Raw genomic sequence first — 16,330 nt, forward strand, 5'->3', positions numbered from 1 at the left:
CGGCTACGGCGTCCCGAGCGGCCCGGTCAGGTAGCGGTCGAGCGTGGGCCCGACGAGGGCGACGACGTCCTCGACGGGCATCGACGCGAGCGGTTCCAGCCGCAGGACGTGCCGGGCCAGCAGGACCCCCGCGACCTGCGACGCGACGAGCGACACCCGCAGCTGCTGGTCCGGCGGCGGAAGCAGCTGGGCGACCCGGGCGAAGACCTGCCGGCCCACGTACCCCGACAGCGCCTCGGCCTGCACCTCCCCCGACGTCATGCCGGCGAACGCCACCCGCAGCGCGACGCCCCCGTCCTGCCCCCAGATCCCGAGCACCGTGGTGAGCAGCCGCTCCCCGAGCCCGTCGACCCCCCCGGCGGCCAGCCGTGCGACGAGGACCGCCGGGTCGACCCCGTTCGGCACGATCCCGGCGGCGAACAGGTCGGACTTGTTCCGGAAGTAGTGCCGGACCAGGCCGGGATCCACGTCGGCACGACGCGCCACCGACCGGATGCTCGCACCGTCGAAGCCCCGCTCCGCGAACTCGTCGCGGGCGGCCGCCAGGATGGCGCCTCGGGTGTCCTCACCGGCAGGGCGACGACCTCGCCTGCGGGCGCCGCCGGCAGCAGGCCCGACGGCGTCGTCGTCGGTGCCGGCGTCGGTGGACATGCGCACAGCGTACGGAGCGGGCTCAGGACTCCGGGGGTGCTGTGCGCTGCGTCGGGACCTCCGTGAGCGTGGACGGCCCACGGTCGGTCGGCCAGTGGAACGTCCGGGCAGCGACGGGTGACGCGGCGACGGCGACGACCGCTATCGCGACGGCAGCGGCCGCCCCGGCGAGCTCGAGGGCGATGGCAGCCATGCCGCCACTGATGATGACGGTCTGGACGGATCGACGAAGGAACGGGTGCACGGCGGACTCCCTGGAACGGGTGTGGGGGCGCCCTGGTCGGGCGCGAGGCGTGTCGCGCAGGCGCGCGAGGCGCCCGGTCACGCTGGGGAGTCGAGGATCTCGATCTGGGGTGCGGTGGCAGGTCCCGCGCACGGTCCGGCGCGCGAGCTGAGCACGCGCAGCTGCGGTGGCCCGACCTCGGCAGGCACGGCACCGACCGTGCCGCGCCCGCCCGACGGGGTCCCGGCGCTCGGCACCGACAGACCCGCCGTCGGGCCGCTCACCGGGCGCGGGTGGTCCGAGGCTCCGCCACGGAGGTGCTCCGCGGTGGGTGGGAGGACGACGGGAAGCCGGTCGTCCGGACGAGGTGCGCCGTCGTGCGGCGTCCGTGGCTGCCACGGCGAGGACGGTCGGACGGTCGGGACGACCGGTGCGGCGACGGTCGGGCAGGGCAGTGCCGTCGGGACCGCGACCCCGACCGCGACGACGGGAGTGTCGGTGGCGTCGACCGACGCGCCACGACCCCCGGGCTCCCGAGGAGAGAGGGCGGGGCGCCGCTCGTCCAGCACCTTCGCGAGCGCGTGCGTCAGGGAGGCCGGGACGCCCGAGCCCGTCTCGACCACCGGCACGAGCGCCTCGGTCACCGGCACGACGGCGACGGTCACGGTGACGGTCACGGTGACGACCGCCTCGGGTGCGGCCGTCTCCACCTCCGGCACGACGGCGTCGGTCACGGTGACGACCGCCTCGGTCTCCGGCACGACCGTCTCGGTCACCGGCACGTCCGTCTCGGTCCCGGGTGCGGTCTCGGGTGCGACGGTCTCGGGTGCGACGGTCTCGGGTGCGACGGTCTCCGGCACCCGGGCGAGGGACGGCGCGACCGGCGCGATCACCGGCGCGATCACCGGGGCGATCACCGGGGCGACCGTCTCCGCGAACGGCGCGGGCGTCTCCGCAGCGAGCTCGCCGTCGGCCACCGGACCGAGCGCGGCCGCCGTCTCCTCGTCGGGGTCACCCGTGGACGGCACCGCGTGCGCGGAAGGCGCCGACCACAGCGACGTGAGCACCGCGACCAGCAGCCCGAGGCCGACGACGAGCACAAGGCGCAGCAGCCATCTCGGCCCCGCCACCCCCTGCACGGTCATCGCTGCACTCCCCCGAGTCGTCCGTGTCATGACGGTATGCACACAAGTCGAGGACGGCAATCACCGCGCCCGGCTCCACCCGTTCGGAGGAACCGTCCGACCGGTCAGAAGCCCTGTGCGAGCCGGAAGTACACCTGGTTCCAGCGGACCTGGTCGCGGAAGCCGCGGCGCGTGGTCGCCTCGTCGATCACGAGCAGCTCGGTGCGGGCGATCTCGGCGAAGTCCTCGAACGCCTCGACGCCCACGGCCGTCGTGAGCACCGTGTGGTGCGCTCCCCCGGCGGTCAGCCACGCCTCGGCGGACGTGCGGAAGTCCGGGCGGGGCTCCCACACGGCGCGCGCGACGGGCAGGTGCGGCAGGTCGGCGGTGGGCGGGACGACGTCGACGACGTTCGCGGTGAGCCGGAACCGGTCGCGCATGTCGGCCAGCGAGACGACCACACCGACACCGGGGTCGGCGCTGAACACCAGGCGGACCGGGTCCTCCTTGCCGCCGATGCCCAGCGGGTGGATCTCCAGGGCCGGCTTCGACGTCGTCAGGGTGGGGCAGATCTCCAGCATGTGGGCGCCGAGGATCCGCTCCGAGCCGGGCGTCAGGTCATAGGTGTAGTCCTCCATGAGCGAGGCACCACCCGGCAGCCCGAGCCCCATGACCTTGGCGGCGCGGACGAGGATCGCGGTCTTCCAGTCGCCCTCGGCACCGAACCCGTACCCGTCGGCCATGAGGCGCTGCACGGCGAGCCCGGGCAGCTGGCGCAGGTCACCGAGATCCTCGAAGTTCGTCGTGAACGCCTTGGCCCCCAGTGACTCGAGCAGGGTGCGGAGCGCGATCTCCTGGCGTGCTCCGTAGCGCAGGGAGTCGTGCCGGTCGCCGTCCTTGCGCAGCTCGGGGACGACGTCGTACAGCTCCTCGTACTCGGCGACCAGTGCGTCGACGTCGGCGTCGGCCACCGACTCGACGGCTGCCACCAGGTCGTTGACGCCCCACGTGTTCACCGAGACGCCGAACCGCAGCTCGGCCTCCGTCTTGTCACCCTCGGTCACCGCGACGTTGCGCATGTTGTCGCCGAAGCGCGCGAGCTTCAGCTCGTGCGTCGCGGCCCAGCCGGCGCACGCCCGCACCCAGACGTCGATCGACGCCGTGACGGCCGGGTTGGACACGTGGCCCGCGACCGTCTTGCGCGCGGCGCCGAGGCGCGTGGCGATGTACCCGAACTCGCGGTCGCCGTGCGCGGCCTGGTTGAGGTTCATGAAGTCGAAGTCGATGGAGTCCCACGGCAGCTCGACGTTCGCCTGCGTGTGCAGGTGCAGCAGCGGCGTGCGCAGCGCGTCGAGGCCGGCGATCCACATCTTGGCCGGGGAGAACGTGTGCATCCACGCGATCACGCCGATGACGGAGTCGTCCGCGTTGGCCTCCAGCGCGGCGCGGCGGATCGCGTCGGAGTCGGTGAGCACCGGCTTCCAGACGACGTTCGCGGGCAGGACGTCCTGCAGCACGGCGGCGATCTCCTGCGACTGCGTCGCGACCTGGCGCAGGGTCTCCTCGCCGTACAGGCCCTGGCTCCCGGTGAGGAACCAGATCTCGCGGTCGGCGTACGGCTTCATCGGGTCTCCTGGTCGTTGGACGACTGTCCGTAGACGGTCTGGTAGCGGGCGTAGAGGGAGTCGATGTCGGACTGCGCGATGGGCACGGTGTCGCCCAGCTGCCGGGCGATGTGCACCGTGCGGGCGACCTCCTCGACCATCACGGCGGCCTTCACGGCGGCCTTGGCGTCCTTGCCGATGGTGAACGGGCCGTGGTTGCGCATGAGGACCGCCGGGCTGCGGGAGTCCTTCAGGGTCTCGACGATGCCGCGGCCGATGGAGTCGTCGCCGATGAGCGCGAACGGGCCGATCGGCACGTCGCCGCCGAACTCGTCGGCCATCATCGTCAGCACGCACGGCACGGGCTCGCCGCGGGCGGCCCAGGCCGTCGCGTAGGTCGAGTGGGTGTGCACGACGCCGCCGACGTGCGGCAGGTGCTGGTACACGTACGCGTGCGCCGCCGTGTCGCTCGACGGTGCGCGGGTGCCGTCGACGAGGTTCCCGTCGAGGTCGCAGACGACCATGGCCTCGGGCGTGAGCTCGTCGTAGGTGACCCCGGACGGCTTGATGACGAGGAGGTCGTCGGGGCCGGGCTCCGCTCCCACCACCACACGCTGCGACACGTTGCCGGCGGTCCACACGACGAGGCCCCAGCGCGGCAGCTCGGCGTGCAGGGCCGCGACGACGGTGCGCGTGCGCTCGATCTCGTCGAGCACGGTCTGCGGGTAGGTGGTCACAGTGCCTCCACCGCGGCCTGCTCGATGGCCAGCCCAGCGCTGTAACGCTCCAGGTAGGTGTCGAAGCCACGGACGTCGTCGGGGTCCGGCTCGACCGTCGTCGCGACAGCACCACCGAACACGCGATCCTCCAGGTAACCGGCCAGGTCCTGCTCGGGGGCCGCACCCAGGTACGCCGCGAGCACCGCGATCCCCCAGGCTCCACCCTCGCCCGCCGTGCTGCCGACGGTCACCGGCGCGCCGACCGCCGCCGCGAGCAGCCGCTGCGCGACACCCTCGGTCCGGAACAGGCCGCCGTGCGCGAACATCGCGTCGAGCTCCACACCCTCGCCGCGCAGGACCCGCATGCCGAGGCTGAGCGTGCCGAACGCGCTGTACACCTGGGTGCGCATGAAGTTGGCCAGGGTGAGGCGGCTGTCGGGGGTCCGCACGACGAGCGGTCGACCTTCGTCGAGTCCCGTGATCGGCTCCCCCGACAGGTAGTTGTAGGCCAGCAGCCCGCCGCCGTCGGCGTCTCCCCGCAGCGCCTCCCGCAGCAGCACGCCGAAGACGTCGTCGGCGCTCGCGGTGGCCCCGAGCGCCGCGGCGAACTGGCCGAACACCTCGGCCCACGCCCCGAGCTCGCTGGCGCCGTTGTTGCAGTGCACCATCGCGACCAGGTCTCCCGACGGCGTGGTCACGAGGTCGAGCTCGTGGTGCACGCTGGTCAGCGCCTTCTCCAGGACGACCATCGCGAAGATGCTGGTGCCGACGCTGACGTTGCCCGTGCGCGGTGCGACGGCGTTCGTCGCGACCATCCCCGTCCCGGCGTCGCCCTCGGGCGGGCACAGGGGGATGCCGGCCTGGAGCGTGCCCGTGGGGTCGAGCAGCGCGGCGCCGGCCTCGGTCAGGCTGCCGGCGTCCTGTCCGGCGAGGAGGATCTCGGGCAGCAGCGGCGCGACGTCGAGACCGGGGTACGCGGCGAGCACGCGCTCGTCGTACGCGTGCACCGCGGTGTCGATCGGGAACAGGCCCGACGCGTCGCCGATGCCCAGCACCTTGCGCCCGGTCAGCTTCCAGTGCACGTAGCCCGCGAGCGTGGTGACGAACGTGATGTCGGGGACGTGCGGCTCCGCGTCGAGCTCCGCCTGGCGCAGGTGGGCGATCGACCAGCGCAGCGGGATGTTGTGGCCGAACAGGTCGGTCAGCTCGGCCGCGGCCGCGCCCGTGGTGGTGTTGCGCCAGGTGCGGAACGGGACGAGCAGCTCGTCGGCCGCGTCGAACGCGAGGTAGCCGTGCATCATCGCGGAGACGCCGATGGCGCCGACCGTCGTCGGCCGCACCCCGTGCTGCGCCTCGGCGTCGGCGAGCAGCGCGGCGACGGCGGCCTGCAGGCCGGACCAGACGGCGTCCAGCGAGTACGTCCAGACGCGGTCGACGAACTGGTTCTCCCAGTCGTGGCTGCCGCTCGCCAGCGGAGCGTGCCCCGGGCCGATCAGGACGGCCTTGATCCGGGTGGAGCCGAGCTCGATGCCGATCGTCGTCCGACCGGCGGCGATAGCCTCCCGGGGGTCGGCGCCGTGGGGGTCGACCGTCATCACGCGGGCTCCGCTCCGTCCGTCACGGACCGCGGCGGACGCCGGCGGCCGAGACACATGTTAGCGCTAACATCTGCCGTTCGGTCCACCCTCGCCGGGCTCGTCTCACTGCTCACCCGTGCGACGGCCGGCCCAGTCCGGTGACCGTGGTGAGCAGGAAGGTCGAGTCCTCCACCGCGTGCACCGAGTGCCGCTCGTGCGTCAGCACCCAGAGATGCCCGGCGCTCGCCTCGACCTCGCCGTCGGCCGAGTCGACGCGCACACGACCCTGGATGACCTGCAGCGTCGCCGCGTTCGGCGAGTTGTGCTCCCCCAGGCTCGACCCGGCCGTCAGGGCGATCACCGACTGACGCAGCTCGCCGTCGTGCGCCACCACCCCGGCCGACCGGCCGTGAGGGTCCGCCCGCGCGGCGTCGAGGTGCCGGTCGGCGAGCTCGGCGATGTCGATCATCGGACCTCCAGGTGCGTCGGTGTGACCCGAGCCTAGGACCCTCGTGTCCGGCTCAGCACCGCCTCGACCAGCGCGGGGTCCACCGTCGCCGTCAGCCGGGCGAGCGCCTCGGCCGTCCTCGCGTCGGCCGGGTAGAACGACTCGATCACCAGCTCGGCCACCGTGATGTCGAGCGGCGTGCCGAACGTCGCGACCGTCGTGAGGAACGTGAGCTGCTCCCCGCCGACGTCGAGCCCCATCGGGATCGCCACCCCGTCGCTCGCGTCCGCCACCATCTCGCCGCCGGGATACGCGCTGAGCTCGTCGAGCAGCGCGGCGAGACCCCGGTCCCCCGTCGCCATGACCTGCCGCCGGACCCGGTCGAGAGCGTGCGCACGCCACTCGGCCAGGTTCGCGATGTGGGGCGCCATGCCGCGGGGGTGCATCGCGACCCGCAGCACGTTCACGGGCGGCTCCAGGAGGACCGGGTCCACGTCGCCGAGCAGCACGGCGACGGCGGCGTTGGCCTCGACCAGGTTCCAGGACCGGTCGACGACGAGCGCCGGGTTGGGGCCGTGCCCGTCGAGGACGACGCGCAGCGCGGCACGGACCGCGGACATCGACGGGTCGTCCAGCGGGGTGCCGCGGTACTCGGGCGCGAAGCCCGCCGCGACCAGCAGGTGGTTGCGCTCACGCAGCGGCACGTCCAGGTGCGAGCTCAACCGCAGCACCAGGTCGCGGCTCGGGCTCGATCGGCCCGTCTCGACGTAGCTGAGGTGCCGCGTCGAGACTCCCGTCTGCGACGAGAGCTCGAGCTGGCTGAGGCGTCGGCGCTCCCGCCACTGGCGCAGCAGCACCCCGGGTCCTGTGGTCATGGTGCCGACGAGTCTCGCAGGGATCGCGCCTCGGCCACCGCGAACCCGGCGACGACCACGGCCTGCCCGATCACGTAGACGACCCCGAACGGCGTCGCCGGGACCGTCGCGACCAGGACCGCGCTGGCGAGCACCCACGCCCAGTTGGCGACGACGAGCGCGCCGACCGCCCGGCGGTGCAGCGGCCGTGCGCGGCTCGTCCACCCGAGGGCGACGACGTAGCCGAGGAGCAGGAGGGCGACCACCCGGAGCACCGACGGGGGCAGGCCCGTGAGCCGGGCGTACAGGTCCGTGGCCGCGAGCAGTCCGACCGCGGCGGCGAGACCGACGAGCGCGTCGGCCACCAGGACGCGGCGCAGGGTCCGCTCGCTCGTCGGCGGAGCGGTCAGGGACGTGGACGTGGTCATGGTGGTCCTCCGGAGGTCGGTGACGGGTGTCGCACCAGAACCGTCGCGTCCGGGAGGTCATCGTGTCGATGACCTGCGAGGTCATGGCTGTGGGGAGGCTGAGAGGCGTGGGCGCCGTCCGCGGCCGCTCGCTACGTTCGACGGGCACGAGGCCGACGACGAGGGGCAGCGCCATGAGGCTCGCAGACACCGAGTACACCTCCCGACCCTGGCGGATCCACGAGCTCGCGCCGGACTTCGAGCTCGAGGACGTCTGGGAGCTCCCGACGCCGGGCGGTCCCGACGACCTCGACCACCTCGTCCGGTCCTTCGCGCACGGCGACGGCTCCGCCGTCCGCGGCGGGATCGTGGGGTTCCTCTTCGCCGCGCGCTGGAGGCTCGGGGCGATCGTCGGCTGGGACGCTCCCGGCACGGGTGTCGGCACCCGGGTGCCGTCGCTGCGCGAGCGCCTGCCGAGCGACCTGGCCGACGGCCCCCGCGGACCCGACAGCACCGCGGTGCCGTTCACGTCCGTGTACCAGACGCACGACGAGTGGGTCTCCGAGCTGGCCAACGGGACCGTGCACGCGCTCATGCACGTCGGGTGGGTCGCCGACGGTGACGGCGGCTACCGAGCGCAGATGGCGGCCCTGGTTCGACCGAACGGCCGGGCCGGACGCCTGTACATGGCCCTCATCGCGCCGATCCGACGCACGGTCGTGTACCCGCGGATGTTCCGCGCGATCGGCCGGACGTGGCAGGCGTCCGACCGGAGCTAGACGCGCCGCACCGAGCTCGCGCGGACCACGAGCTCGGCGGGGATCTGCTGACGCGCGACGTCCTCCCCGGCGAACGCCGCCTGCAGGGAGCCGACCGCGAGCCGGCCGAGGGCACCGAAGTCCTGCCGGACGGTCGTCAGCGGCGGCGTGTAGTGCGCGGCGCCGACCTCGTCGTCGAAACCCACGACCGCGACGTCGTCGGGCACCCGCACCCCCTGCTCCCAGAACGCGTGCAGGAGGCCGAGGGCCAGCTGGTCGTTGGCCGCGAAGATCGCCGCCGGCAAGCCCTCGCGGACCATGCGCAGCCCCAGCTCGTAGCCGTCGGCGGCGTCCCACCCGGCCTCGATGTGCTCGGGTGCGCCCGGCCCGGAGACCTCCCGCCAGCCCGCGAGCCGGTCCTGGGCGTCGAACCAGTCCTGCGGACCGGCGACGTGCACCACGTCCGGGAACCCCTGGTCGAGCAGGTGCTGCGTGGCGAGCCGGGCGCCGTGGCGCTGGTCGACGCCGACGGCGTGCAGGTGCGGGACCGGCGGGACGTCGGACGCCGACGAGATGAGCACGACCGGCACCGGGGACGCGATCGCGGCGATGGCCTGGGCGACCTCCGTCGTCGGCGCGATGATCGCGATCCCGTCGACGCCCTGCCCGAGGAAGTGCTCCAGCGCCGTGTGCATGCTGTCGCCGTCGAACTGCCGGATGGTCGCGACGGACACGAACCAGCCGACCACGCGCGCGGCCTCCTCGAGCCCCACGAGCGTGCTCGTCGGTCCGTACAGCGCGGTCGCCGGGGTCACGACGCCGAGCGTCCCGGACCGGCGGGTGACCAGGGTGCGGGCGGCGCTGTTGCGCCGGTAGCCCAGCTGGAGGATGGCCTCGGTGACACGCTCGCGAGTCTCGGGGCGGACGCTCGGGTGGTCGTTGAGCACGCGGGAGACGGTCTGGTGGGAGACGCCCGCGAGCGCGGCGACGTCACTCATGGCGGGGGGACGCGCAGCGCTGTTCATCAGTACTGCTGACCGAGCTCGCGCGAGCGGTCCCGCGCTGCCTCCGCGGCGGCGACGACACCCGCGCGCACGCCGTGGGCGTCGAGCACCTGGACCGCCGCGACGGTGGTGCCGCCCGGCGACGACACCCGTTCCCGCAGGACCGCCGGATGGTCCCCCGACTCGGCGGCGAGCGCGGCCGACCCCTCGACCGTGGCCACCGCGAGCCTCGTCGCGAGGTCCCGGCTGAGCCCGAGCAGGACGCCCGCCTCCGCCATCGCGTCGATCAGGTAGAACGCGTACGCGGGACCGGACCCGGAGATCGCGGTGACCGCGTCGAGGTCCTTCTCCTCCACCCGGACCACGAGCCCGGTGGCGGCGAGCATGGTCTCGACGAGCACCAGGTGCCCCTCGGTCGCGTGCGTGCCCGCCGCGATCGCACTCGCGCCCTTGCCGACGACGGCCGGGGTGTTCGGCATGACGCGGACGACGGGCTGCCCGGTGGGCAGCCGCTTCTCGTAGCTGGAGATCGGGAGGCCGGCGGCCACGCTCACCACGAGCTCGCCGCCGCGCAGGGCCCCCGCCACCTCGTCGAGCACGGAGGCGACGACGTTCGGCTTGACCGCGAGGAGCACGACGTCGGCGCGGGCGGCCGCCTCGGCGTTCGACGCCCCGGTGCGGACGCCGTACCGGCCGGCCAGCTCGTCGGCGCGCGGGACGTGCCGCTCGGTGACCTCGACCTGCTCCGGCGCCCAGCCTGCCGTCAGCAGCGCGCTGAGCAGGGTCTCCCCCATGACGCCGCCGCCCAGCACCGCGACCTGCGGCCTGCCGCCGGTGGGCTCGTCGGTCATCGTGGTCCTCCCCGTCCGTGCCGCCGGGAGGCGACGCCGCGAGCCTACCGACGCGAGGCGGGCACCGGGGTGAGCGCTCACACGGGCGCGCCCGCCGCCGACCGTCAGCCGTCGCTGCGCCGGGTGAACCCGGCCGGCGGACCCCCGCCAAGGTCACCGTTCATCACGAAGCCCTCCGGTGGTCCCGGCATCTCGGTCTGGTCACCGCCCAGGCCCGACAGGCCCGTGGTCGTCGACGTGCTGGACTCGATCGGCTCGTCCAGGTCCGCGAGGACGACCTCGTCGCCGACGGTCAGGCCGTCCGTGATCTCCGTGCGCTCCGTGCCGACCGCGCCGCGGGTGACGGCGACCTCCGTCGGGGTGCCGTCCTCGAGCACCTCGACGGTGGCCGTCGTCCCGTCGACGTGGACCGCCGACGTGGGCACGGTGAGCACCTCGTCGGCGCCGGCGACCGTGATCCGCACCTGGGCCGAGGCACCGTCGTAGAGCTGCTCGTCCGTGGGGTCGACCGCGAGCTCGACCGTGTAGGCGGGGTCCGCGGTGGTGGACGTGTCGAGGATGCCGATGCCGGCGACCGTGGCCGTGAGCGACGTGTCCGTGCTCGGCGTGGTCACCTGCGCCGGCTGGCCGACCGACACGATGTCGATCGCCGTCAGGGGGACGCTGGTGGTGACCGTGTACCCGTCCGGGCCGAGAACCGTGACGACCGCGGTGGTCGACGAGGCCGTGACCGCGTCGCCGGGTGCCAGCGAGACCCCCGCCACCCTCCCGGCGATCGGGCTGGTCAGCGTCGCGAACGGGAGGCGGCTCTGCGCGAGCGTGACGTTCGCTGCGGCCAGGTCGATCGCGGCCTGGTCGGCCACGATCGTCGCCGCGGTGACCGTCGTGGTGTTGGTCGACGGGCTGTCGGTCGACGGGGTGCTGGTGGACGGGGTGCTGGTCGACGGGGTGCTGGTCGACGGGGCGTTGGTCGACGGGGTGCTGGTGGACGGGGTGTTCGTCGTCGGGCTCGACGACGACTGCGCGACCGCCTGCTGCAGCGCCTGCACCGCCTCGTCGAGCGCGGTGGCCAGCGTCATGAGCGCCTGCTGCTCGGCATCCGTGGCGGTCTGGGCGTCAAGCGCGCCCGTCAGCGCGGCCTGGCAGTCGGCGAGCGCCTGCTCGACGGCGGAGGGGTCGGGGCCCGGCTCGTCGGCGACGGGTGCGTCGGTCGCATCCGTCGTGTCGGTCGCGGGTGGCTCGATGGCCGTCGGCTCGGGATCGGGCGTCTCGACGTCGCCGCCGACCACCGCGAGGAACGCCGCGCACGTCGCCTGCGACGCCGTGACGCTCTCGCTGCTGGCGGTCAGGGTGTCCGCGGTGAGCTGGTACTGGTCGAGGAGCGCTTGCTGCGCCGCGCGCACCCCGGCCGCCGCCCGCTCGACCGCAGGGTCCGTCGGGTCGTCCGGGCGGTCCGCCGCAGGGTCGGCCGCAGGGTCGTCCGCGGGCTCGTCGGTGTCGGCGGACGTCGAGGGTGCCGCCGACGGGGGGGTCGAGGACGAGGACGGTGTCGAGCTCGGCGCCGTCTGCGCGTCCAGGTCGTCGCTGAGCTGCTGCTGGGCGGCGGCGAGGTCGGCCTGCGCCCGCTCGACCGCGTCCTGCAGCGCCTCGGCGTCGAGGGTCGCCAGCACGTCACCGGCGGCGACCACCTGCCCGACGGTGACCCCCACGGTCGCGACGGTGCCGTCGACGGAGAACGCCGCGTCGCGACGGCTGGCCGACGCGATGGTCCCCACGGTGTCGATGACCTGCTCGACGCTCGCCCGTTCGGCCGTGGCCGTGCGGTACCGGCCTTCGTCGGAACCGCCGACCGCCAGCGCGACCCCGCCACCGGCGGCCACGAGGACCACCGCCCCGGCGGTGCCGAGGGCGACGATGCGGCGCCGTCGGGTCCGCTGACGACGAGCGACGGACGGGCTCGCTGCGTGCTCAGGCATCGGTTCCGCCCTGCGTCGCGTCCTGCGTGTCCTCCTGCGGGACGCTGTCCTGACCGCCACCGGGACCGCCGGGACCGCCCGGGCCGCCGCCGTCACCGAAGCGCTGGACCATCCCGCCGGCGCACTCGCCGTCGGTCGGCGCGGACACGGTGATGCTCGTCGCGGTCACCTTGCCGCTGTCGTCGGCCTCGCCGCGCGCGCTGGCGCACTGGCCGACGACGACCGCGGAGGCGTCGGCCGCCACGGTCGTCGTGTACGTGGTCGCGTCGGTCACGGTGACCGTGCGGGTCGACGTCTCGTCGTCGGGACCGGTGGTCTCGACCGTCAGCGTGCTGCCGTCGACCGCGCTGACCGTACCGATGGCACCGCCGCTGAACGACCGCACGGCACCGCCGGGAGGCAGGTCCGTCGGTGCGCCGTCGGGCCGCTCCCCCTCCGGCATCGTCGGCAGGTCGGTCGGCGCCCCGTCGGGCCGTTCACCTCCGAGGGCCGGCCCGCCGCCGAAGCCACCGGCACAGGTGCCGTCGTCGGTCGGCCGGGTGATCCGGATGCTCGTCGCCTCGACCGGGGCGGTCGTGTCGGTGGCGTCGGTGTCCGTGGTCGCCGTCGACACCGCGACGACGCACGACCCGACCGTCACGTCGGCGAGCATGCCGTCGACGGTCGCGGAGAACTCGGTGGCGTCGGTCCAGGTCACCGCGGTCTGCGAGTCCGCCGACCGGACCTGCAGCACGGTGCCGGTGACGGACGCGATCTCTCCGGACGCGCCGCCACCACCGCCCGGGCCGGAACGCTGCGGGCCCCCGTCGCCCTGGGTGGCGGACGTCGGCGCGTCGGAGGCGGCGTCGGTCGCGGCGTCGGCAGCCGAGCAGCCGGCCAGGACGAGGACGGAGACGGCGGCGAGCGCGGGAAGCAGTCGCACGGACATGAGGAGCACTCCTTGCTGAGAGGGGGTTATTCCGCGCGCAGCGCGTCGATGGGGGCCAGGCGCGCGGCGCGCGTGGCGGGGTAGACGCCGAACACCAGGCCGATGCCGACGGCGACCACGACGGACCCGGCGACGGCTGCGCCGGAGACGACGACGGACGTGTCGAGCAGCCCGGGCAGGACCTGCGCCACGACGATCCCGAGCGCGGCGCCGAGCACCCCGCCCGCGAGGCCGAGCACCGCCGCCTCGACCAGGAACTGCCGGCGGATGGCCCACGGCGGGGCGCCGAGCGCCTTGCGCAGACCGATCTCGCGGGTCCGCTCGGTGACCGAGACGAGCATGATGTTCATGACCCCGATCCCGCCGACGAGCAGTGACAGGGCCGCGATACCGGTGAGCAGGACGGTCAGGGTCTTGTAGACGGCGGTCGCGGTGGACACCAGGGCGTCCTGGCTGTTGATCGTGAAGTCGGCGGCGTCGGCGTCGGTGATGCCATGCAGGTTGAGCAGCAGGGCCTGTGCCTCCTGGTAGGCGGCGGTGAGCTGGTCCGCCGACGCGGCCTGCACGTAGATCGTCGAGACGGCGTTGCGGTCCTGGCCGCCGACGAGCGTGTCCGCCGCGGTCGACATCGGGATGACCGCGAGGTCGTCGAGATCGCTCTCGCCCGATGCGCCCTCGGCCTCCAGGACGCCGACGACGCGCAGGTCGGTGCCGCCGATGGTCACGGTCTGGCCCACCACACGGGTGGACCCGAACAGCTCCTCGGCCGTCGACGGCCCGAGCACCACGACCGCCGCGCGGGACGCCTCATCCTCGGCGGTGAAGAACTCCCCGGTCGCGAGCGTGCGGCCGCGGACGTCGAGCCAGTCCGTGCTGGTGCCGACGACGCTCGTCGTCCAGTTGGTGTCGTTGGCCTCCAGCGACGCGGACGACGTCTTCTCGGCGGCAACCTTGCCGATGTCCGGCGCGTTCACCGAGGAGTCGAGCGCCTCGGCGTCGGCGATGGTCAGCGTGGTGCGTGAGCCGAACCCCCCGCGGACGCCTTCGGCGCTGGTGCTGCTGCCGGGCCGGACGATGAGCAGGTCGCTGCCCAGCGCGCTGATCTGGGCGCTGACATCCTTCTGCGTGCCCAGCCCGAGGCCGACCGTGAGGATCACGGCCGCGATGCCGATGAGGATGCCGAGCACCGTGAGGATCGATCGCATCGCGTGCGAGGTCACCGCCGACCAGCCGGTGCGCAGGGTCTCGGTCCAGGTCATCGGGCACCGTCCGACACGATGAGGCCGTCGTGCACCCGCACGATGCGGTCCGCGCGGGCGGCGACGTCGGCCTCGTGCGTGATGAGGACGATCGTGCGGCCCTGCGCGTGCAGCTCGTCGAAGAGGTCCAGCACGTCCCTGGTCGACGTGGAGTCGAGGTTGCCGGTCGGCTCGTCGGCCAGGAGGAGGGCGGGCTCGCCGACGAGGGCGCGCGCGACCGCGACCCGCTGCTGCTGGCCGCCGGACAGCTCGCCCGGCCGGTTGTCGAGCCGGTCGGCCAGGCCCACCCGGTCGAGCGCGGCCACCGCACGGTCGCGGCGGACGGCGCCCGGGACACGCCCGTAGACCAGCGGGAGCTCGACGTTGCGCCACGCCGACAGCGACGGCAGCAGGTGGAACTGCTGGAACACGAACCCGATGCGGCGGTTCCGGATGTCGGCGAGGTCGATCTCGTCGAGCTCCCCGACGTCCTCGCCGGCCAGGTGGTACGTGCCGCGCGTGACGGTGTCCAGGCAGCCGAGGATGTTCATCAGCGTCGACTTGCCCGAGCCGGAGGGGCCCATGACCGCGACGTACTCGCCGGGCTCGATCCGCAGGTCGACGCCGCGCAGGGCCTCGAACTCGATGCTGCCGGACGTGTACGTCTTGCCGACGCCGACGAGGTCGATGACGGCGCCGGTGCGCTGCTCGACGCGCGGCAGCGTGAGCTCAGCCATCCGCCGGACCGCCCTGCTGGTTCTGCGGGCCGCCACCGGGTCCGCCCTCGAAGACCATCCCGCCCTCGGGCAGCTGCGGGCCCTGCCGACCGGAGCCGCCGGTGCCGGGCGTGAAGACCGCGAGCACCACCTCGTCGCCCTCGACCAGCCCGTCGGTGATCTCCGTGACGTTCCCGGACGTCTCCCCGGTCGTCACGGGGACGTCGACGAGCTCACCGTCGGCTCCCGTCTGCTGCACGGTCGTCGTGCCGTCCTCGGCCGTCGTGACCGCGAGGCTGGGCACGGTCAGCACGTCGGTGCGACGCTCGTAGACCAGCTCGACCTCGGCGGCGACGCCGTCGTGCAGGCCGTCCTGGTCGCCGGTGATCGCGACGGTCACGGGGTAGGCCACGACGCCGGTGTCACCGGTGGACAGCAGCCCGATCTCGCTGATCGTGCCGAAGACCGGCGCGGTCGCCCCGTCGAGCGTGACCTCCGCCTGGTCGCCGGCCTCGATCAGAGCGACGTCCGCGTCGGAGACGGTGACCTCGACCTGCCAGGCGTCGGTGCCGACGACGGTGAACTGCGCCTCGGTGTCCGTCGTGGGCCCGTCACCGCTGCCCACCGCGTCGCCCGCCTCGAGGTTCACCGCGGTGAGCAGCCCGGCGACGGGTGCCGTCAGGGTGGCGTCGTCCATCGCGGCCTGCGCGGTGTCCACCCCCGACTGTGCGACGTCGACCTGCGCCTGCGCGGCGGCGACCTGCGCGGTGCCGGACGCGTCGGCCAGCTTCGCCCGGGCGTCGGCGAGCGTGGCCTTCGCCTGGAGCAGGTCCGCGGTCAGCTGGAGGGTGTCGACGGTGGCCAGCGTCTGCCCGGCCGCGACCGTCTGCCCGACCGCGACGGGCACGGCGGTGACCGTCCCGCTGACCTCGAAGCTCACGTCCTGCTGCACCGACGGGGTCAGCGTGCCGCTGCCGCCGACCGACTTCTGCAGGGTCGTCAGGCTCGCCGCCACGGTCCGCGTGATCGGCTCCGTCGACGCCGCCGACGCGTCCCTGATCCCGAACCACCAGATGCCCGCGGCGACGAGCGCGACGAGGACGACGGCGGTGACCGTCCTCGTCAGCGGCGTCGTCCGCCTCCACACGTGCTGCATGTCCGTCCCTCACGTCGACCGGCCTTCTGACCTGGGCCGAACGTAGGGACGGCGGCTGGGGCGCTCGTAGCGCTGACCTGTGCTTGACCTGTGAGT

The 16,330-nt window shown here is 73.9% G+C and carries 17 protein-coding genes; 1 reads left to right on the forward strand and 16 read right to left on the reverse strand.

Annotated features, from left to right (window positions below):
• Positions 1-3: 3 nt before the first annotated feature.
• The 9 genes from ASF78_RS07115 to ASF78_RS07150 all read right to left on the reverse strand — a co-directional run bounded on the left by ASF78_RS07115 (position 4) and on the right by ASF78_RS07150 (position 7,628).
• A complete protein-coding gene (locus tag ASF78_RS07115; protein WP_056586097.1) occupies positions 4-651 on the reverse strand; it encodes a TetR family transcriptional regulator in 648 nt (215 codons plus the stop codon).
• Positions 652-673: 22 nt separating this feature from the next.
• Complete coding sequence (locus tag ASF78_RS22285) at positions 674-895, reverse strand: hypothetical protein (RefSeq protein WP_156374058.1); 222 nt, start codon at positions 893-895, stop codon at positions 674-676.
• Between the two features lie 77 nt (positions 896-972).
• Positions 973-2,019 (reverse strand): hypothetical protein, encoded by a 1,047-nt coding sequence (locus ASF78_RS07120; RefSeq protein ID WP_056586100.1) that lies wholly within the window; start codon positions 2,017-2,019, stop codon positions 973-975.
• 104 nt (positions 2,020-2,123) lie between these two features.
• Positions 2,124-3,623: an L-arabinose isomerase gene (gene araA, locus ASF78_RS07125; RefSeq protein WP_056586105.1), complete on the reverse strand. Its 1,500-nt coding sequence runs from the start codon at positions 3,621-3,623 to the stop codon at positions 2,124-2,126.
• Positions 3,620-4,339, reverse strand: coding sequence for an L-ribulose-5-phosphate 4-epimerase (locus ASF78_RS07130; RefSeq protein WP_056586110.1), 720 nt, complete (start codon positions 4,337-4,339; stop codon positions 3,620-3,622). Before ASF78_RS07130 ends, araA begins: the two co-directional genes overlap by 4 nt.
• Entirely contained in the window at positions 4,336-5,916 is a 1,581-nt protein-coding gene (locus tag ASF78_RS07135) for a xylulokinase (RefSeq protein WP_056586113.1), read from the reverse strand. The genes ASF78_RS07130 and ASF78_RS07135 overlap by 4 nt, the downstream gene beginning before the upstream one ends.
• A gap of 112 nt (positions 5,917-6,028) precedes the next feature.
• Positions 6,029-6,367, reverse strand: a complete 339-nt coding sequence (locus ASF78_RS07140) for a hypothetical protein (protein WP_056586115.1) — start codon at positions 6,365-6,367, stop codon at positions 6,029-6,031.
• Between the two features lie 32 nt (positions 6,368-6,399).
• The gene (locus tag ASF78_RS07145) at positions 6,400-7,221 is read right to left on the reverse strand and encodes a helix-turn-helix transcriptional regulator (protein ID WP_056586118.1); all 822 of its coding nucleotides are present in this window, start codon (positions 7,219-7,221) and stop codon (positions 6,400-6,402) included.
• A complete protein-coding gene (locus ASF78_RS07150) occupies positions 7,218-7,628 on the reverse strand; it encodes a hypothetical protein (protein ID WP_056586121.1) in 411 nt (136 codons plus the stop codon). The genes ASF78_RS07145 and ASF78_RS07150 overlap by 4 nt, the downstream gene beginning before the upstream one ends.
• A gap of 173 nt (positions 7,629-7,801) precedes the next feature.
• Between ASF78_RS07150 and ASF78_RS07155 the strand changes: the two genes are divergently transcribed.
• Positions 7,802-8,386: a DUF2867 domain-containing protein gene (locus ASF78_RS07155; RefSeq protein WP_056586123.1), complete on the forward strand. Its 585-nt coding sequence runs from the start codon at positions 7,802-7,804 to the stop codon at positions 8,384-8,386.
• On the opposite strand, the gene ASF78_RS07160 is transcribed toward ASF78_RS07155, so the two are convergent.
• From ASF78_RS07160 to ASF78_RS07190, 7 genes are all read right to left on the reverse strand, one after another.
• Positions 8,383-9,363: a LacI family DNA-binding transcriptional regulator gene (locus tag ASF78_RS07160; protein WP_056586126.1), complete on the reverse strand. Its 981-nt coding sequence runs from the start codon at positions 9,361-9,363 to the stop codon at positions 8,383-8,385. The genes ASF78_RS07155 and ASF78_RS07160 overlap by 4 nt on opposite strands.
• A gap of 26 nt (positions 9,364-9,389) precedes the next feature.
• On the reverse strand, positions 9,390-10,220 hold the full coding sequence (gene proC / locus ASF78_RS07165; RefSeq protein WP_056586128.1) for a pyrroline-5-carboxylate reductase: 831 nt from the start codon (positions 10,218-10,220) through the stop codon (positions 9,390-9,392).
• 104 nt (positions 10,221-10,324) lie between these two features.
• Positions 10,325-12,196 (reverse strand): efflux RND transporter periplasmic adaptor subunit, encoded by a 1,872-nt coding sequence (locus ASF78_RS07170; protein ID WP_056586132.1) that lies wholly within the window; start codon positions 12,194-12,196, stop codon positions 10,325-10,327.
• Complete coding sequence (locus ASF78_RS07175; RefSeq protein WP_056586135.1) at positions 12,189-13,124, reverse strand: hypothetical protein; 936 nt, start codon at positions 13,122-13,124, stop codon at positions 12,189-12,191. Before ASF78_RS07175 ends, ASF78_RS07170 begins: the two co-directional genes overlap by 8 nt.
• Before the next feature lie 26 nt (positions 13,125-13,150).
• Positions 13,151-14,383: an ABC transporter permease gene (locus tag ASF78_RS07180; RefSeq protein WP_056586138.1), complete on the reverse strand. Its 1,233-nt coding sequence runs from the start codon at positions 14,381-14,383 to the stop codon at positions 13,151-13,153.
• Complete coding sequence (locus tag ASF78_RS07185) at positions 14,380-15,099, reverse strand: ABC transporter ATP-binding protein (protein ID WP_056586141.1); 720 nt, start codon at positions 15,097-15,099, stop codon at positions 14,380-14,382. The genes ASF78_RS07180 and ASF78_RS07185 overlap by 4 nt, the downstream gene beginning before the upstream one ends.
• Positions 15,092-16,234 (reverse strand): efflux RND transporter periplasmic adaptor subunit, encoded by a 1,143-nt coding sequence (locus ASF78_RS07190; RefSeq protein ID WP_056586143.1) that lies wholly within the window; start codon positions 16,232-16,234, stop codon positions 15,092-15,094. Before ASF78_RS07190 ends, ASF78_RS07185 begins: the two co-directional genes overlap by 8 nt.
• Between the last annotated feature and the right edge of the window lie 96 nt (positions 16,235-16,330).

Source organism: Cellulomonas sp. Leaf334 (assembly GCF_001424195.1).
Lineage (GTDB): Bacteria > Actinomycetota > Actinomycetes > Actinomycetales > Cellulomonadaceae > Cellulomonas.